Raw genomic sequence first — 17,464 nt, 5'->3', positions numbered from 1 at the left:
CGGGTTATCATTAAGGAAATAGCTATCTTTTGCCTAAGGGGCTGTTTTTATGAGCATATTGCTTATCATCATCTTTGTGCCCGGGATATCGTTAATTCTTCCAGCGATCTTCCTCGGGTACGGGTAACAAAAAAGCCATCCGCAAGGGTGGCTTTTTGGAAATATTACCTAGATCAGTCTCTTAAGGCTGCTGACGAGTCGCGGTGATCACAATCTCTCGCACACACACGCTTTGTGGGAAAGAGTACGCATAGCAAACGGTGCTGGCGATATCATCTGCAGCCAGAACGCCGCCCATTTCGTCTTTCCAGCTGTCATAACCTGCTTTGATTTCATCGCTGGTGGTATGGGAAAGGAGCTCGGTTTCCACTGCACCAGGGGCAATGGTGATGACACGAACATTGGCGTCAGCCACTTCTTCACGCACGTTTTCAGAAATCGCGTTAACCGCAAATTTAGTGCCGCAGTAAGCCGCATGATTCGGGAAAGTTTTGCGGCCAGCCACTGAGCTGATATTCACAATAGTGCCGCCGTTGCGCGCTTTCATTGGTTCGAGCACGGCCTGCATGCCATTCAGCAAACCAACAACATTCACATTGAACATGGTTTGCCACTCTACGGCATTTTGTGTTGCCACATCGCCCAGCAGCATCAATCCTGCGTTGTTCACAAGCAGGTCTAGCTCACCGTATTGCGCTTCGGCTTCTTTAATTGCTGCTTCGAATGCGGCTTTGTCAGTCACATCGACTTTACGACATAACGTATTTGGTAGATTCAGCGCTTCTAAGCGTTCAACACGGCGTGCCACCAGCAGCAGTGGGTGACCCAGTGTAGACAGTTGTTTTGCAATCGCTTCGCCGATACCTGAACTTGCACCTGTTATAACGGCCAACTTTTTCATGATGTTCTTCCTCAAAGACCTTGTTGTTTTGGTTGAGGCTACATTCTAAATAAGCCATCATTGTTGATATATATGTCACAATAAAACTCAGTGTTACCAGATGAACACCAATAAAGAAATCCTCGGCGAAAGCCTGAGTGACATCCGCGCGTTTGTAGCCATCGCAGAAACCGGTAGCTTCTCGAAAGCCGCAGAGTCGCTGAATGCTTCCCGCGCCCATATGTCTCGCCAGTTAAGCCAATTGGAAGCCAGGTTGGGTGTACAGCTGATCATCCGTACGACCCGATCTCAGCGCTTAACCGCGGCAGGAGAAACCTTCTTTAGCCGCTGCCGGGCAGCGCTGTCGCAACTGGATGAAGCGATAACTCTCGCCAGCAATGATGCTGATCAGATGCGTGGCCATATTGCGGTGAACTGTGTCGGCGGTATTTTGGGAGAGTCTTTGATTGGCGATGTGATACACGCCTTCTGCGCCGAAAACCCGGAGATCAGCATCGAGCTTGATTTCAGCTCAGAACGGGTTGATCTGGTGCAGTCCCGTTTTGATTTAGTGCTTCGAATGGGCGCGTTGGCCGACTCACTGTTGATTGGCCGCGAGCTTGGGGAAATTAAGATAGGCACCTACGCTTCACCAGACTATTTCGCACGCAAAGGTAGGCCATCACATCCCAAAGAACTGCAGCAGCATGACTGTCTGACCGGGTCTGTCACCAAGTGGCGATACGTGAAATCCGACGACCCAGAGCAGCATACCGATGTGGAAGTACACGGCCATTTACAATGTAAAAACGGTCACGTGCTTTTGAACGCGGCGCTTCAGGGGAACGGGATATGTCGCTTGCCCGCACTATATTGCACGTCTTATGAAGCAGAAGGAAAACTCGAGTCGGTGTTTACAGAATGGAAGGTGGATAAGGTGCCACTCTATTTGCTGTATCACAGAGACAGGCACCAACCCGCCAGATTGAAAGCGCTCATTAGTTACTTGGTCGCTAACATTCCGGCGAAATTAAAGGATTAGAAGCGGCCTGCGCTCAACTCAATACGTTGGGCTGCGTTGTCTTCATTCAGATCTTCAGGAGTACAAAGGTAAGGGCCTTTGCGGGCAAACACATCAATCGCGGCTTTGGCTTCATCGTCAAACACCGACACAGTGCATAGGCCGTCTTCCAAGCTGAATTTATGGTTCACTGTGTAGCTTTTCCCTTCATCGACGTTGAAGGTAAAGGTGTTCACACAAGACGCACCACCCGCGGCAAAGCTGTTAGCGTGGAAAGACACATTCAGCGTTACCTTCTCTCCCCGAGGCATGGTCATGCTTTTGGTGCCCAGGCTTTCCATGTTCAGTCCCATAGGGTCTTTGCACTCGAGGTGATCGGTAAAGAGGGTGACTTCGTGGTCGCCGTTGGCAATGAACAGCTTCTGTTGATTGGTTTTCTGTGTGGCGTCCCATTCAGGATCGTAATCTTGTGAGTCGTTACTACCCACAAAATACAAAGAAGAAGGTTCAGGCAGTACCTCTCCTTTTTTCACCGCTTCCTGCTCTTTCTCCTGCTGAGCTGCGATATCAAAAGTCGGTTTTTCTGAAGACGAGCAGCCAACCATGATCACTGGCAGTAACGCTGCGAAGACGTATTTGTACATGAGAGATTCCTTTGCCAACCATGTGAAGGGGTTTCCCCTATCCTCACTTTTCTTTTGTTTTGGCTCACTTTATTGACAGAAAGTGTTCAGTTCAACCAATCTGCCTGCCAATTCACCTTTCAGTATTCAAATTAAGAAAAATGCACACAAATTTGCGGCTGGACATAAAAAAGCGCTCCCCCGGTTTTGCAAGCGGGGGAGCGCGGTCAGTTTTCCATTCTTCGTTAGATCAAGCCGGTTCGACAATATCTTTAGGGGGTTTTGCCAGTGCTGCGGCCTTCGCTTTGCGCGCTTTACGTTTCTCGCGGCCAGCTAGCCAGAGTAGAGGTATCACAATCAAAATGGTACCAACGATCATCATCAAATCCGGCACTTCCCCGAACAGCACTAAACCTACGCCCACCGCACATACCAAACCGCTGTATTCCGCGCTGGCAATCTTATTACTTTCCGCGGCGCGATAGGCAATCACACAGGTTGCTGCATAAACCAAAATAAATGCGGTTGAGCCTGCAGCACGCCAGAACAAATCGAGGCTGAACGGCATGCCTTCGTAAAGTGACAACGCAAAAGCGACAGGAATACCAATCAGGTTGTGTAGTAGCAGTGTTTGCGGCACTGTCTGTTCGCGAGGAATTTTCGGGATCAATAGGTTGTTGATGGCCAGCGTGACCGCCACAATCAGCGCAGACATCGCCGCCCAACTGAAATCTGTCGGACGGACCAAGATCAGCACACCGATGAAACCCACTACTGCTGCAATGATCGACGGTACTGAGAGTTTCTCGCCTAAAAAGATTGCTGCAAGTGGAAGCATGATCAAGGGAGCAGCATAGAAGATAGCGTTCGCCGTAGCCAGTGGCATCGTTGTCAGCGCCACAATGGCAAAGAACACACCTACCAGCCAGATGTGCGCACGCAGGGCATGCCATTTCAGTCCCAAGGTCAGATTCTTAGCCGGTGCTGTCAAACAGAAGGGCAACAGAATGAGTACGGCAGATACCTGACGAAATAGGGTGAACTGGAAAATGGCTCCGTCTGGCCCTCCTTCCATGGTTTTTACCAGCGCATCTGAAAACGTGGCGCTGAGGTTTCCTATCACTAACAACGTCATGGCGAAACCTACTGAGATATTACGCATACCTAAGGCCTCCTATAAGCGAGAAAAAGCCACATGGCTCACAGAACCTACATAGTAGCGACACTTTTTTATGACGTATAATGATGATTATTCAGGTTCTATGAGTTTTTTAGATAGTGAAACTTCCACCACTCCGAGCCGTTCAATATTTCGAAGCCACTGCCCGCTTAAACAGCTTCTCACGTGCCGCTGAATCTTTGAACGTGACCCAAAGCGCCGTGAGCCATCAAATTCGTTTGTTAGAGGATTTTCTGGGAGAGTCCTTGTTTGAGCGGCAAGGACGGAACCTGCATCTAACCCCGGTTGGTCAGCGCTATTTCGATGATATTGGCGACCCGCTCCAGGCCATCGCACGCGCCAGTCTTCAAGTACGAGAAGGGGTTTCCGGTAAACTCAGGCTGGCTGTTTTTAGTTCACTTGCGGTGAAGTGGCTCATGCCCCAGCTTTCGGATTTCCGCACTAAGCATCCTGAAATCGACCTTTCCCTGGAGATGTACGCGCATCGCCCGGACCTTTCAGATAAAATGGGCGACTGCTTTATCACCGACTTTGCTCCGGGTAAAAACTACGAATACGAGCTTTTGTATACTGAATACATTTACCCGGTATGCAGTACCAAAATCTGGCAACAAATCAAGGATAAGCCCTTGCCTGATGCCTTTTGGGAATACCCTTTACTGTCGGTCAGATCTTTGATGAAAAACGACTGGAAAGAATGGTGTAAGTTAGGCGGCTATACACTCCCTAGGGACGTAAAAATCCACACCTTCAGCCATATGTTGCTCGCAACTGAGGCAGCACGCTACTCCCACGGTATAACTCTGCTCAACCACTACTTTATGAACGAGATTGACCGCGAGCAGTTGGTACGCATTCCCCTACATGAAATTCCTACTGGAGACAGCCTCTATTTCGTGTACAAAAAGCACCGTGCAAGACAGCCAGAAATCCTGAAACTGGGACGCTGGCTGCAGCAAATCGCCGCTGATGACGAGGCAGCTTTTTAACGCGGCTTCTTGTTTCTTATTCGCACCATATTCTCTTCACCCTAACCAACCCACGAATCATTCTGAAACAGGTAGTAGGTAATCACCTACTACTACTCGTTTTGCCATATCGTTCTAGACTTAAACGTAGATCAAAGGTCACGCCTTTATTCCATTAATCGCAGTTAGATCTTAGTTAGCTCGTTATATACCCAAATAACCTGAATCCTGCATCTTCAGGTTGTTTCGGTATAATGGAAGCTTGGTGTTCTGAGAAGAAAAAACCTCGTTACCGGCTTGCAACTATTCCGTTTAAAAACGCTTGGGCAATAGAAAGCCGGATCTATAAGCCCGGCTTTTTCTTTGATCATGGTCTTTCACGCAGAGCGGGTTTTAAAAAATCTCACCAGTTCCTGTAAGTTTTCTGCTTCCACCAGCATGTTTTCACTCGCTGCCGTCGCTTCTTCAGCAAGGCCCGCATTTTGCTGTGTCATGTTATCCATTTCGGTGATGGCGCGGTTGATTTCCCCAATGCCCTGAGACTGTTCCTGCGTCGCTGTACTCATGTCATCTATCATGGATGACACACTGCGGATAGCATCAACGATCTCCACTAGGTTCTCGCCAGATTCTCGCACCAGTTGAGTACCATCTTTTACTTTGTCCACACTGGCATTGATAAGATTCTTAATCTCAACAGATGCTTTAGCACTTCGTTGTGCCAAATTGCGGACTTCACCAGCAACGACGGCAAACCCTCTGCCTTGCTCACCAGCACGCGCAGCCTCTACAGCCGCATTCAGCGCCAGCAGGTTCGTCTGGAAAGCAATCTCGTTGATCACACCAATGATGTCTGAAATCTGCTTACTGGACGCTTCGATTTCCGCCATCGAATTCACCGCTTCGACCACCACCGTACCGCCGCGCTCGGCTTTCTTGGTTGCATCACTTGCCTGCTTCACGGCACTTTGCGATGTCTCATCATTTTGCTGAACAGTCGCCGTCATCTCCTGCATACTGGCGGCTGTTTCCTCCAAACTGCTGGCTTGCGATTCAGTGCGGTCACTCAAATCGCTGGTGCCCATTTTGATTTCCCGCGCCGCATTGCTAACGGATGTCGCAGTGCGATTAATGTCTACCACTAACTCGTTCAGACGCTCTATCGTAGAGTTCAACGCTTCCCTGACAGATTCAAATTCATCATCAAGCTTCTCGGTCAGTGACGCACTTAGATCACCTTTAGAGAGTGAAACCAAACATTCACTGATTTTCGCAACAGCACGTTTTTTGGCGGTGATGTCAGTGGCGTATTTCACCACTTTGAAAGGTTTACCGTTTGTGTCGCGAATGGGGTTGTAGGACGCCTGAATCCAAACTTCACGCCCCCCTTTTGCATAACGCAGGAATTCAGCGGATTCAAACTCACCGCGATTTAGCTTCTCCCAGAAGGCTTTATACTCCGCCGAGTTCTTGTAATCAGGCCCAACAAACATGGAGTGATGGCGTCCTTTCACCTCTGTCAGCGAGTAGCCCATCGCATTCAGGAAGTTATCGTTGGCATGGCGAATAGTCCCATCCATATTGAATTCAATCACTGCCTGTGATTTCCCTATCGCCTCAATCTGGCCTTCATAATCAGCATTTTTCAGCTTCTGCTCTGTAATGTCTGAAGCATACTTCACTACTTTAAATGGCTTGCCATTAAGGTCAAAAATCGGATTGTAAGAAGCCTGAATCCATATTTGTCGGCCACCTTTTCCGACACGTTCAAACTCCCCAGAGAAGAATTCCCCCACCGCCAGCGATTTCCAAAATTCTTTATACTCACGGGAGTTTTTCACTGCTGAAGGTGCGAACATAGAGTGGTGCTTACCCTGTACTTCTTCGAGGCTATAACCGACAGTATTCAGGAAGTTTTCGTTTGCAGTGCGAATCGTGCCATCCAGTTCAAACTCAATTACCGCTTGTGACTTACCTATAGCCTGGATTTGCCCGGCGAAATCTGCATTTCGCATTTTCTGCTCGGTCACATCACTCGCAAACTTCACTACTTTGAATGGCTTGCCATTATCATCGAAAATCGGGTTATAGGAGGCACTGATCCAAATCTCTCTACCACCTTTGGCAAGGCGTTTGTAAATGGCACTTTGATATTCCCCCCTGGCGAGGCTCTCCCAGAAGGCTCTGTACTCACCCGATTGTTTCATCTCTGGCTCAACAAACATCGAATGGTGTTGGCCCACCACCTCTTTTTCGCTGTAACCCATGGCGGTAAGGAAGTTTTCATTTGCGCGGAGAATGATGCCTTTAAGGTCAAACTCGATTACCGCCTGACTGCGGTTAATGGCATCGATTTGCCCTGAAGTATCTAGGCTTTTATTTTTGTCTTGAGTAATGTCTGTGGCGAATTTCACCACTTTTGTTACCTCACCTCGTGGTGAGTACACTGGGTTGTACGTTGCCTGAATCCAGACATCAATACCATTTTTCCCAATCCGTTTGAATTCGCCGGACGCCGACTTACCTCTCGCCAGTCTCGCCCAAAAATCCCGGTACTCGCTGGACCTGGCATACGCCCTTTCCACAAAAAGAGAGTGATGCTTACCTTTAATTTCGTCAGGTGAGTAGCCCATTACTTTCAGGAAGTTCTCATTAGCCGAGAGAATATTCCCTTTGGTATCAAACTCAATGATGGCGAGAGATTTATCCAAGGCAGCGATCTTGGCGTTTGCCTCAGCTTCTAATTCAGCGTCGAAACCAAAAATACGACTCATGGCTCGTTTCAGTGGTGACATGAAATGGTTTTTCATTTTTGAGACTCCTGTTCCTCTCCTTGAATATTAGTTGAAAAAAAACATTCTTCCTCCAGAGACAATTACTTGTCCAAAAAAGCTAACCTGACGGTTTTTTAAAGGAAGAGCTCCTACTTGAAGCTACGAAAAAGCCGGTGCACGAATCGTGTCACCGGCTTAGAGTTTCCCCGTTAAAAAGGAGGGCTATATCAAGCCCAACTCGCGGAGACGTTCCATCAAATAGCTATTCGCTGTGTAGCGCTCGGACAGTACCACTTCTGGTTTAGGGTGCAGAAACAGAGGCAAGGAAATACGGGATTTCGTCATGTCCGCACCGTCAGGATTGACAACACGATGCGTGGTCGATGGGAAGTGGCCGCCAGATGCTTCTTGCAGCATGTCACCAATGTTCACAATCAAGTAGCCAAAGTCACATGGTACATCCAGCCACTCTCCGTCTTTACCCAGCACCTGCAAGCCAGGCTCATTAGACGCGGGGAGAATAGTCAGCAAGTTAATGTCTTCATGGGCTGCGGCACGAATAGCACCAGGGTCTTCGTCACCTTTCATTGGCGGGTAATGCAGAACACGTAACAAGGTCTGCTCACTGCCATCCACCATACTCGACAAGGATTGTGAGTAAAGCGTAGATACATTTGCCGGCGAATATTCCTCAACCCAGCTCAGCAGTGTTTTCGCCAAGCTATTGGCTTCATCATAGTATCCTTGCAACTGGCCTCTCAGGGCATCAGGACACTGACCCCAGGGGTAATAATGGAAGAACTCTTTGATGTCCCTCTTCTCATGGCCTTTCGCCACTTCAGACACATCTACCGGAAACAAACCATCCTGTGTTTCTGGTTTGAATCGATACTGCATTTTCTCTTCACTATCGAAAAAGCCCTGCCAGTTTTCGTAAACTGACGACACAAGATCCTGACGGATTGGGTGATTTTTCAAAACGCCAAATCCTGTAGAGCGAAGGGACTCAACAAAACGTTCTGCTGCGTCTGGCGCGTTGAAGTCGACTGCTTCCAATTTCATGGTGACTCTCTTGGTTTCTTTTTTGTTTGGGTAGATACCCAAACATCTTGAAGATACTGTATTCAGCGAGCTTGACTGGCGTTGTGATCGCGGCGTTCCTTTGCTGGTGTAGTCATCTCCATCAAAAAGGAACAACAACGAGCACTACGTCAGTCAACTCGCCCGAAGGGAGGGCCTCAATGCGCCCACTTCTTCGTTAAATCCCACTGAAATAGAATGACTATTCCTCGTGAAATTTGCCTCGAATTGAACGCATTGACGACCTCTGAATGCGAGCATCTTCAGGTCGCTTGGGTATATATCGCACTTTCTTTGAAATGCGTTGCGGGAATTTTAGCAGTTGAGTGAGACGGAACAATCGTAAGGGGCCAGAAAGGTGCGCTAGGTTTGCTCATCGAGCCATTTACTGAGAATTTGATTAAACTCGGTTGGTTTTTCAAGAGGAACCAAATGTCTGGCATTAGGCAGGCAAGCAAATTGACCTTCAGGATAGAGGTAGGCCAACACTTTTTTTGAGGCTACTGGAGTGTAATCAAACTCAGAGGTGAGCATAAAGAGGGGACATTTCAGGTTAGAAAGCTTATCCAGCGCATCCCAACCCACCACGGTATTAAAGGCGGCAATGTAGCTTTCCCTATGGTTTTTCGACCAGCGACTGATCACCTCATCCCGAGTTTGGGCATGAGCATCACCTGGTAAGAGCTGCTTTGCCATTAGTTTGGCAATGTTTTCCACACTGACAAATTTAAGAAGGAAGCGGCGGGAGCCTAGCATCGACCACTCATTGAGCTTTCTTGGGCGACATTCTGCAAGTGCATTCACCACACATAGCCCCGCAACATACTTAGGAAAACGGGTTGCCAGCTCAATACCGACCATACCGCCCATTGAAACCCCCACCACCAGCACATCGCGAAGTTCCAGCTTCTCAATCAATGAAACAATGATGACGGCACACTGCGGCAAACTGAAGGTATCAATGTCGCCGGGCGAGGCACCGTGCAACGGGAAGTCAGGCGCAATCACATCGAAACGATCGCTGAATGCGTCTATTTGGTGCATCCAGTCTTCACTGCTTGAACCCAAGCCGTGAAGGAGCAAAAGTGGTTGCCCCAGCCCTTTGCGCAGATAGTGAAGAGTAGCTTGCAGTTTTTCCATGTTTACAGTGTAAAACTAACCCACGCAGCGAAGTGTATTATCGCCTTTACTTAGCGCTTGCCACTCTTCGCGAAGCACGCCATAGCGGAGTGAGTCGTAATACTTACCTTCATAGAAACGAACGCTTCGGATCCGCCCTTCTTCTTGCATACCAAGTGCTTGAGCACATTTCATCATACGAGGGTTACCCGACCAAGTTGTCAAGCCAATGCGAGCAACGTCATAGCGCTCAAAGAGATGAGTAATCCAGAGAGTTAGCGCTTTGCGTCCAAGTTTTTTTCCCCAGTATTGAGAGGTGAATAGCGTAATGCCAACTTCAAGCCAGCGGGTTGATTGGTCTTCCCAATAACAGGAAAGGTAGCCAATAGCCTCACCGTTATAGTCAATCACCATCGCGGTTTGCGCTTCTTTCAGACGCTTGAACAGGTGACGCCGAAACTGGAATCGGGATTGATGTTCAAGCGGAAAATAAGGGGCATCGTGTGCTTTCCACTCGTTCTGAACATAAATAAAGTGCCATAGATGATCGCGTTCATCATTCCGGGCGGGTCGCAAGCAAATATCTTCAAGCTTTAACATGTCTATCCTTTTTCATCTCGCCGCGTTGTCACGGTCTTATCTCTCGGTTTGTCCCTGAGTCTATATCCTATGGTCTGTTGACCTTTGGTGGTTGAATTTTGTTCTAGCCCTAAGCGTTTTAGGCTCGGCGAGGTGTGTGCCGCCTAGCACTCTAAGCAAATACACCTCAACAAAGCATAAAACGTTTAGGGTACGGAACGCGCACAGTCGAACCATTCGGGCAGCTTTTGTGGTGAATTTCTGCTGCGTTATCGACTTCTTATGTAGTCGATCTACACATCGACGCCTCGCCTTGCATAAAATCCCCACAAACTGCTGCAAAAATCATCACCAAAGATCAACAGACCATAGCATCCAAGCTAACGCAGCCCCAAAAGGATAGCCAACAGAAAACGTATTTAATGACGGCTATTTGAACTTTCCTTTTCAATTACACTGTCGTTTCATTCAGATAGATATACCCAAACAACCCACAATGATGACATTGCCAATTGGACAAGTGAGCATGCTTTCCTACGCTTGATTATATGAATGTTGATTAATAAAAGTACTCATTCACTACTTGGGATATTGCAATGTCGCTGACACAACAACAAATCACACTGATCCAAACCAGTTTTAACAAAGTTGAACCTATCTCTGTCAAAGCCGCGGAGATATTTTATGATACCCTTTTCTCTTATGACCCGACCCTAAAATCCTTGTTTAAAGGTGACATGAAACAGCAGGGAAGAAAGTTGATGGCTATGCTCAGTGCCGCCGTCAAAGGTCTTAATGATCTCGAGTCTCTCATTCCGGTGTTACACGAACTGGCTCAGCGTCACGAAGGATATGGCGTTAAAAAGAGCCATTTTACCCCTGTTGGCAACGCTCTGCTGCACACACTCAAAGTAGGTCTAGGGGATGATTTTACGCCAGAAGTCCGCGCTGCTTGGGTCGCACTTTTACACATAGTGGCAGACACCATGAAATCAAAAATGGCGGCCTAAACAGCCGCCAGCAACACGCTCTCACCTATTGAGTTTCGCGCTACTGCCTTTTAATTGGAGTCACCCTTAACGGCAGCAACAATTACATTCACAACTGGTTGCCAAAAAAAGAGCCGCAATTGCGGCTCTTACTCTTCAGACAGTTTTGGTCCCAGCGTTACAGAGACACAATCTCTGGACCTGAGAACGCATTCACCGCTGGAGCTTCGCCTTTGAACTTCTCATAGTCCACAACACAGGTGTATGCACTGCATGCCTGTGCAAGCTCGGATGTACCCACATCCAGCGTCACGGTATTCGGGTCACCATAGGTATCTATCGCGCCGATTTCTGAGCCCGTCGGACCATACCAAGCCCCTTCCTGAATGCGGATAACACCTGGTGGATAATCATCCGACACCACGGCGCCGGCAATCAGTTGCCCCCGATCGTTGAACACACGGATGAGATCGCCATCTTTCACACCGCGGGCCTTAGCGTCCTCAGGGTTAATGTACGCCGGTTCGCGCCCCTGTACAGTGTAGGTTTCACGAAGTGCGGGCGATTCACACATCTGTGAGTGCAGGCGTTTGTCTGGGTGACATGATTGCAACCACATCGGGAATTTCTCTGACCCCGGACCACCGTGAGAACGCTCAGCTTTCTCAAACCACATAGGGTGTTCCTGACAGTATTCGTAACCAAATCCGCCGATTTTTCGGCTGGTGATTTCGATAAAGCCAGAAGGTGTACCCAGCGGGTTTAGCTCTGGATCTTCACGGAACAGTGCATGACGAACAAAGGTGCTACCTTTACCAAAACCGACATAACCATCTTTCCAGAAGGTTTCAAAGTCAGGCATTTCAAAGTTGCCTTTGTTGGCTGTCACACATTCGTTGTAGAGTTTCTCAACCCACTGCATCTCGTTCATTTCCTGCGCATACTCTTTGTCTTTATTCAGACCAAAGCGGGCAGTCAAACCTTTGAAAATCTCAAAGTCTGTGCGGGATTGATAGAGCGGATCCACAAGCTTATGCATAGCAAGTACACCTGTCGCCGAATATGCCCCATAAAGATCGATATCGTTACGCTCAAACTGGGTACAAGCTGGAAGCACAATGTCAGAGAAGCGACAGGTCGCAGTCCACGCAAAGTCGATGGTCACTGCCGTTTCTATGTTGTGATAGGCCTTTTTCATCCTGTTGTGATCCTGATGGTGGTGCCAAGGGTTATTCCCGCTCACGATCACCATTTTTATCGGCGGTAATTTCACCTTGTTGCCGTTGTGATTGATCACCTTACCTGGATTTTCTATGGCCTCGATCCAACGCGCCACTGGAATAGTACTTGAGTAGCCTTTGAAGTCACTGTTGTTGTGTTTTGGCACCATGCCGGGGTCAAGGTTTCGTGGAAAACCACCAGGGCCTGCAGCACCTGTTGCTGGCTCACCGATTCCACTGTAATGGTGGGCATAGGAAACACCAGAACCCGGAAGGCCGATGCCACCAAGCATACTCGCCAGTACGGCACCCATCCAGTAAGGCTGCTCGCCATGTTGCTGACGCTGTACACACCAACCGAACATAAGTTGGGTACGTTCGCTGGCCAGCATGCGGGCAAATTCGCGGATGCGATCTGGCTCGACACCACAGATTTTCGCCGCCCACTCTGGCGTTTTTTCGACTTTGTCTTTGGTTTTACCCATGACGTAATCGATGAAAGGCTCAAAGCCAAGACAGTAAACCTTGATGAATTCCTTGTCGTACAAATCCTCGGTGTAGAGGGTATGCGCCAATGCCAACATGAAAGGCACATCAGTTTGAGGGTTGATGTACTGGTGTTCACAACCCAAGAATTTCTGGGTTTTACTGACCACAGGATCAACAGAAATCACCTTGATATCACCCTTTTCAACCTTGTCCTTGAGCTGGTCGAAATAGCCATACACGTCATGAGTTGGGCACTGCCAACCCACCTGTGCGTTTTTCACTGGGTCGTTCGCCCAAATAACGATCTGTTTGGCGTTATCCAATACCAGTTGCCAGGAAGTTTGCTGCGCATACACTTCCGTGGAACCCAGCACGTAAGGCATGATCGTCTGTCCGGCACCAGTGGAATAGTCCCCGATTTTCTTCACAAAGAAGCCGTGCATCGCCATCGCACGTTGCATGTGGGTGGTACAACTGTGGAACTGACCTGTCTGGCGCCAGCCTGTTTGGCCTGCCAGTACACCTGCAGGACCATAGGTTTTCTGCACACGCTCCAACTCGCTGTAGAAGAGATCAAGTGCCTGATCCCAGGTGACACGAACGAAGCGGTTATCACCGCGCGTGGTATTCCACCCTTCCGAGCGTTTCAGCCAGTCAAGGCGAACCATAGGGTAGCGCACACGGGATGGGTTGTAGATGAGACCTTTCACCCCTTCAAGCATTTCTGTTGGGTGTTTGTCGTGATTGAACGCCACAACCTCGGCGACTTCACCACCTACGATACGGGCACGGAATGCCCCCCAGTGAGAGCCGGAGGTACGCCAAGTACCCTCCAGCAGTTCTGAATTGGCTTGTGCGTCTGTCGCAACGAGAAGGCTTGGACCAATGACAGCCGTTGCACTAACAGACAACATGCCTTTCAGGAAAGTACGTCTATTGATTGTCATGCTGTTATCCCTCTCAGTGTTCTACAAAGGTGCTGGAATGTTTCTGCAGGTACTTGAGCACCAATGCCTGAGTCGCCTGATCAAAATTAACGAAGCCCATCATGCCGTCGAACATACCCGGCCAGGTGTTGGCGTCAAAGTGCGCCACATCAGGCTGGGTATGACAAAGGCTACAGTTGGTGTCGTAAGCCTGTTTCGCTTCGGTCCAAATAGGATCGATACTGTCGAGAAAATCTGCTTTTTTAACCCAAAGGTCTACTTCAACGCGCTGCCAAGTCAGACCGGTCAGATCGTCTTCTTTGGTTTCAAAGGTACGGATGTCGGTCTGGCTTTGCGCCACTTCTTTAGAAAGGGCTGCCGATGCGATATTCAAGCCAAAGTCTTCATAAATCACACGACCAAAGCCTTTCATCTTACGCCAGCCAGTCAGAGTGACTTTCGCTGCCTTGTCATCCTCTTCCAGAATGGTCACCATGGAGGCGGGCTCAAGCACACCCCCATCTTGTTTCAGATCTTTATCAACGTACATTTCCAAAAAATTGATGCTGTAAATAGGTGCGCCTTTGTTGAAGTCTGTACTGTGGGAGCGGGAAATCAACTTGCCAAGCAAACCGCCCGTGGAATCCATCTCCGCCGGGAGTTGGTGAGCGATCCCTTTATGGCAGTCGATACAGCTTTGATCGGTTTTCGCCGCATGCTGCATTTGAAAACGCGACGTCGGCCTCATCTTCTCAAACTCCATGCTGGCGTAATTATGGCAGGCTTTACACTCCTTCGACCCATTGGCACTAAACCTCGCCCATTCATGCTGCGCCAACTCTAGCCGCTTATCCAGGAACTTCTCCCGCGTACCAATCACACCGAAGACCTGAGCAAACACCTCTTTACTTGCCTGCATCTTACGGGCAATTTTGTCCGTCCAGTTATGCGGGACGTGGCAGTCGGGACAGGTCGCGCGAACACCTGAACGGTTCGACCAGTGGATGGTTTTCTGTAGCTCCGGATAAACATTGTCACGCATAGAGTGGCAGGAAATACAGAATTGTTCTGTGTTGGTGAGCTCCAATGCGGTATTGAAACCACCCCAGAAAATGACGCCAGCTATAAAGCCACCGAGGGTCAGTGTCCCGAGGCTGATTTTGGTCGCTGGACGCCGCATGGTCGCCCAGAGTTTACTGATAAATTCTTTCATGATCGTGTGCTCTTAATGGGATCGGTGAATGTGCATCGCTATTAACCGTGGCCCGGGGGGCCAAAAATGAACACCTGACTCATCCAGATCAGAAAACCATATCCACCAATCAATACCACACTAAGGATGGGGAACAGGAAAACGGCGATAAAGAAAAACGCACGCCATTCAAACGTTCCTTTCTCACCTTCCTGAACAATACCTACTTCGTTTTTTGCCATGACGTTGTCCTCACTTTTCCAGCCTTTTATTTTTAGGCTTAACCGGAATTGGAATTTTACTCCACACAAGTCTAGGAGAGACTTGCCTGAGGCGTGTCTCTTTATTGACGCATCAAACAAAGCAAAGTCTTTGATTACAGTGTGCTAGGGGTCAAAAGAAAGTTTGGAAGGCGGTATTTCATTGTTGAGACTTGAGGCACCTTGTCCTCAAGTTGCACATTAAGGCCTGAAGATGCCAAAAACGACGCCTTCAGGCCGTCGTGCTGTTATTGGCCAGTCGCTGCTTTAAGAACGTCTGAAAGTTCGGTGAGCAGTTTCTGTGTATCGTCTGACAGTCGGTTGATTTCGCTTGTTGATTCGGAGGAACGCGTCGCCAACTGACGAACCTCATCCGCAACAACAGCAAACCCTCGACCATGCTCGCCAGCGCGCGCAGCCTCGATAGCTGCGTTAAGAGCTAAAAGGTTGGTTTGCTCGGAAATGCCATCAATGACTTTGGCAATATTGGAAATCTCTGCACTGGATTTCGCCACGCCGTCCATGATTTCACCCATGCCATCACGTTGCTGAACTTGTGCCGTTACATCTTTCACAAACGCGGTATACATAGTTTTACCATCGATTTTCACTCTAGAAAGTGACAGCAGACCATAGTGAAGCTGGCCATCTTTCCGGTGAATCGGCACTTCACGGCTCGAACCGACGATTTTGTCATTGCCTGTGGTTCGGTTGGAATTGACATAATTGTCGTGGTTTGATTGGATTTCCGGCGGGACCAGCATCTTCACATTCTGACCAATGACTTCTTCAGAAGCATAGCCCCAAAGTGCTTCAGCGGCAGGATTGAAGAAGGTCACAATATTGTTATCATCGATAGTGACCACCGCATCCAGTGCTTGTGAAAGAGTTTGGTTTATTGATTCCTGTGCCGTACGCTGCGCTGAAATATCACGCACAAACGCGGTGTAACAAATGCTACCCCCAATGTCGACTTTGGAGAGCGAAAAGTTCACCCAAATGCGACTGCCATCTTTACGCTGCATTTCCAGTTCACGGGCATTGCCAACTATCTTGTCTTTCCCGGTGCGGCGGTTGTTGTTCACATAGTTGTCGTGATTTGCCTGGAATTCATCGGGCACCAACATACGCACATTGTTACCCAATACTTCATCCGCCGAGTATCCCCAAAGTTCTTCTGCCGCTGGGTTGAAGAAGGTCACATTGTTGTCAGCATCAATACTAACCACGGCATCAATAGCTTGACGCAGGACCTGTTCAGTTTCTTCACTGGCGAGTTTTTCTTTTGTAATGTCCCTTGCAAACGCGGTGTAACCCACTTCGTCACCAACTTCGACACGTGACAATGACAGGTTCGCCCAAATTCGGCTTCCATCGCGACGCTCAAGTTCTATATCTCTGCTTGTACCCACGATAATATCGACGCGACTCTGTCGGTTGGTGTTTACATAGGTATCGTGAAACTGCTGGATTTCCTTTGGCACCAACATCTTCACGTTCTTTCCAACAACTTCGTCTGCGCTGTATCCCCAAAGGGCTTCTGCAGCAGGGTTCATGTATGTGACATTATTTTTGCCATCGATTGATACCACCGCATTAACGGATTGTTCCAGCATTTGCAGATTACGTTGACGCTCGCCGTACTCTTTGGAAATGTCTTTCACAAAAACAGATAAACCTTTGCCCCCAGATACCGAAATTTCAGAAACATTGACCTCCACCCAGGCCTGTCCATTAAGTTGGGTTTGCCTTGAACCGATCTGTAAGCTGCCCAGATTGAAAGAGGAAATATTTTTACCTTTCGCCTCTTTGACTTGTATGTTGAAAAGCCCCTCTGCCGCCGCATTGATGTAGCTCACACGATTTTTACTATCTGTAAAAATTACCGCATCGCTGGCCTTATCCAGTATTTGTTTCGTGACGCTATCATTGCTGTTTCCAAAAAGTCCCATGTCTCTACACCTACATTGAGTAATGGACGTATTTCAAATCAATTGATTCATTTATAAGACTATTAATCAAAGCTTAGACACACCGAGAAATATCAACAAACCTCTAAGGTTATTTTTTTCAATACATTGATTTTTATTAGATTAAGTTAACCTTCGGGTTTTATTTACACTGTAAATAAAACCCGAAGGTTATTAGTCTCATGAGATATGAG

General features: G+C 48.3%; 13 protein-coding genes and 2 pseudogenes. 3 read left to right on the top strand and 12 right to left on the bottom strand.

Annotated elements, in window-relative coordinates:
- Positions 1 to 181: 181 nt before the first annotated feature.
- Positions 182 to 901 carry an SDR family oxidoreductase gene (locus VP504_RS20060; RefSeq protein ID WP_325895152.1) on the bottom strand — a complete coding sequence of 240 codons (720 nt, stop codon included), beginning with the start codon at positions 899 to 901 and terminating at the stop codon, positions 182 to 184.
- Positions 902 to 1,001: 100 nt separating this feature from the next.
- Here VP504_RS20060 and VP504_RS20055 point away from each other — a divergent pair, with 100 nt between their 5' ends.
- Entirely contained in the window at positions 1,002 to 1,922 is a 921-nt protein-coding gene (locus VP504_RS20055) for a LysR family transcriptional regulator (RefSeq protein ID WP_281544500.1), read from the top strand.
- Here the strand turns inward: VP504_RS20055 and VP504_RS20050 are convergent.
- Together VP504_RS20050 and VP504_RS20045 are read right to left on the bottom strand one after the other, a co-directional pair.
- Positions 1,919 to 2,545 (bottom strand): hypothetical protein, encoded by a 627-nt coding sequence (locus tag VP504_RS20050; protein ID WP_325895151.1) that lies wholly within the window; start codon positions 2,543 to 2,545, stop codon positions 1,919 to 1,921. The genes VP504_RS20055 and VP504_RS20050 overlap by 4 nt on opposite strands.
- A 229-nt stretch (positions 2,546 to 2,774) precedes the next feature.
- Positions 2,775 to 3,686 carry a DMT family transporter gene (locus tag VP504_RS20045; RefSeq protein ID WP_325895150.1) on the bottom strand — a complete coding sequence of 304 codons (912 nt, stop codon included), beginning with the start codon at positions 3,684 to 3,686 and terminating at the stop codon, positions 2,775 to 2,777.
- Positions 3,687 to 3,802: 116 nt separating this feature from the next.
- Here VP504_RS20045 and VP504_RS20040 point away from each other — a divergent pair, with 116 nt between their 5' ends.
- Positions 3,803 to 4,693 (top strand): LysR substrate-binding domain-containing protein, encoded by an 891-nt coding sequence (locus tag VP504_RS20040; protein WP_325895149.1) that lies wholly within the window; start codon positions 3,803 to 3,805, stop codon positions 4,691 to 4,693.
- 356 nt (positions 4,694 to 5,049) lie between these two features.
- On the opposite strand, the pseudogene VP504_RS25645 reads toward VP504_RS20040, so the two are convergent.
- The 5 genes and pseudogenes from VP504_RS25645 to VP504_RS20020 all read right to left on the bottom strand — a co-directional run.
- Positions 5,050 to 5,568 (bottom strand): annotated as a pseudogene (locus VP504_RS25645) (methyl-accepting chemotaxis protein); the annotation flags it as partial.
- A 384-nt stretch (positions 5,569 to 5,952) separates the two neighbouring features.
- A pseudogene (locus VP504_RS25640) lies at positions 5,953 to 7,446 on the bottom strand (PAS domain-containing protein); the annotation flags it as partial.
- A 222-nt stretch (positions 7,447 to 7,668) separates the two neighbouring features.
- A complete protein-coding gene (locus VP504_RS20030) occupies positions 7,669 to 8,508 on the bottom strand; it encodes an isopenicillin N synthase family dioxygenase (RefSeq protein WP_325895147.1) in 840 nt (279 codons plus the stop codon).
- A gap of 381 nt (positions 8,509 to 8,889) precedes the next feature.
- Positions 8,890 to 9,666: an alpha/beta fold hydrolase gene (locus VP504_RS20025; RefSeq protein WP_325895146.1), complete on the bottom strand. Its 777-nt coding sequence runs from the start codon at positions 9,664 to 9,666 to the stop codon at positions 8,890 to 8,892.
- 15 nt (positions 9,667 to 9,681) lie between these two features.
- Entirely contained in the window at positions 9,682 to 10,245 is a 564-nt protein-coding gene (locus VP504_RS20020) for a GNAT family N-acetyltransferase (RefSeq protein WP_325895145.1), read from the bottom strand.
- 575 nt (positions 10,246 to 10,820) lie between these two features.
- Here VP504_RS20020 and VP504_RS20015 point away from each other — a divergent pair.
- The gene (locus VP504_RS20015; RefSeq protein WP_325895144.1) at positions 10,821 to 11,234 is read left to right on the top strand and encodes a globin family protein; all 414 of its coding nucleotides are present in this window, start codon (positions 10,821 to 10,823) and stop codon (positions 11,232 to 11,234) included.
- A gap of 157 nt (positions 11,235 to 11,391) precedes the next feature.
- On the opposite strand, the gene torA is transcribed toward VP504_RS20015, so the two are convergent.
- The 4 genes from torA to VP504_RS19995 form a co-directional block, all read right to left on the bottom strand.
- Positions 11,392 to 13,869, bottom strand: coding sequence for a trimethylamine-N-oxide reductase TorA (gene torA / locus VP504_RS20010; RefSeq protein WP_325895143.1), 2,478 nt, complete (start codon positions 13,867 to 13,869; stop codon positions 11,392 to 11,394).
- Between the two features lie 13 nt (positions 13,870 to 13,882).
- A complete protein-coding gene (torC, locus tag VP504_RS20005) occupies positions 13,883 to 15,061 on the bottom strand; it encodes a pentaheme c-type cytochrome TorC (RefSeq protein ID WP_325895142.1) in 1,179 nt (392 codons plus the stop codon).
- Between the two features lie 41 nt (positions 15,062 to 15,102).
- The gene (locus VP504_RS20000; protein ID WP_062713306.1) at positions 15,103 to 15,282 is read right to left on the bottom strand and encodes a periplasmic nitrate reductase, NapE protein; all 180 of its coding nucleotides are present in this window, start codon (positions 15,280 to 15,282) and stop codon (positions 15,103 to 15,105) included.
- A gap of 266 nt (positions 15,283 to 15,548) precedes the next feature.
- Positions 15,549 to 17,252 (bottom strand): PAS domain S-box protein, encoded by a 1,704-nt coding sequence (locus tag VP504_RS19995; RefSeq protein ID WP_325895141.1) that lies wholly within the window; start codon positions 17,250 to 17,252, stop codon positions 15,549 to 15,551.
- Between the last annotated feature and the right edge of the window lie 212 nt (positions 17,253 to 17,464).

Origin of the sequence: Grimontia sp. NTOU-MAR1, from assembly GCF_035758505.1 — a bacterium.
Taxonomy (GTDB): Bacteria; Pseudomonadota; Gammaproteobacteria; order Enterobacterales; family Vibrionaceae; genus Enterovibrio; species Enterovibrio marinus.
The sequence above is the reverse complement of the archived record's forward strand: the minus strand, read 5'-3'. Positions and strand labels throughout refer to the sequence as shown.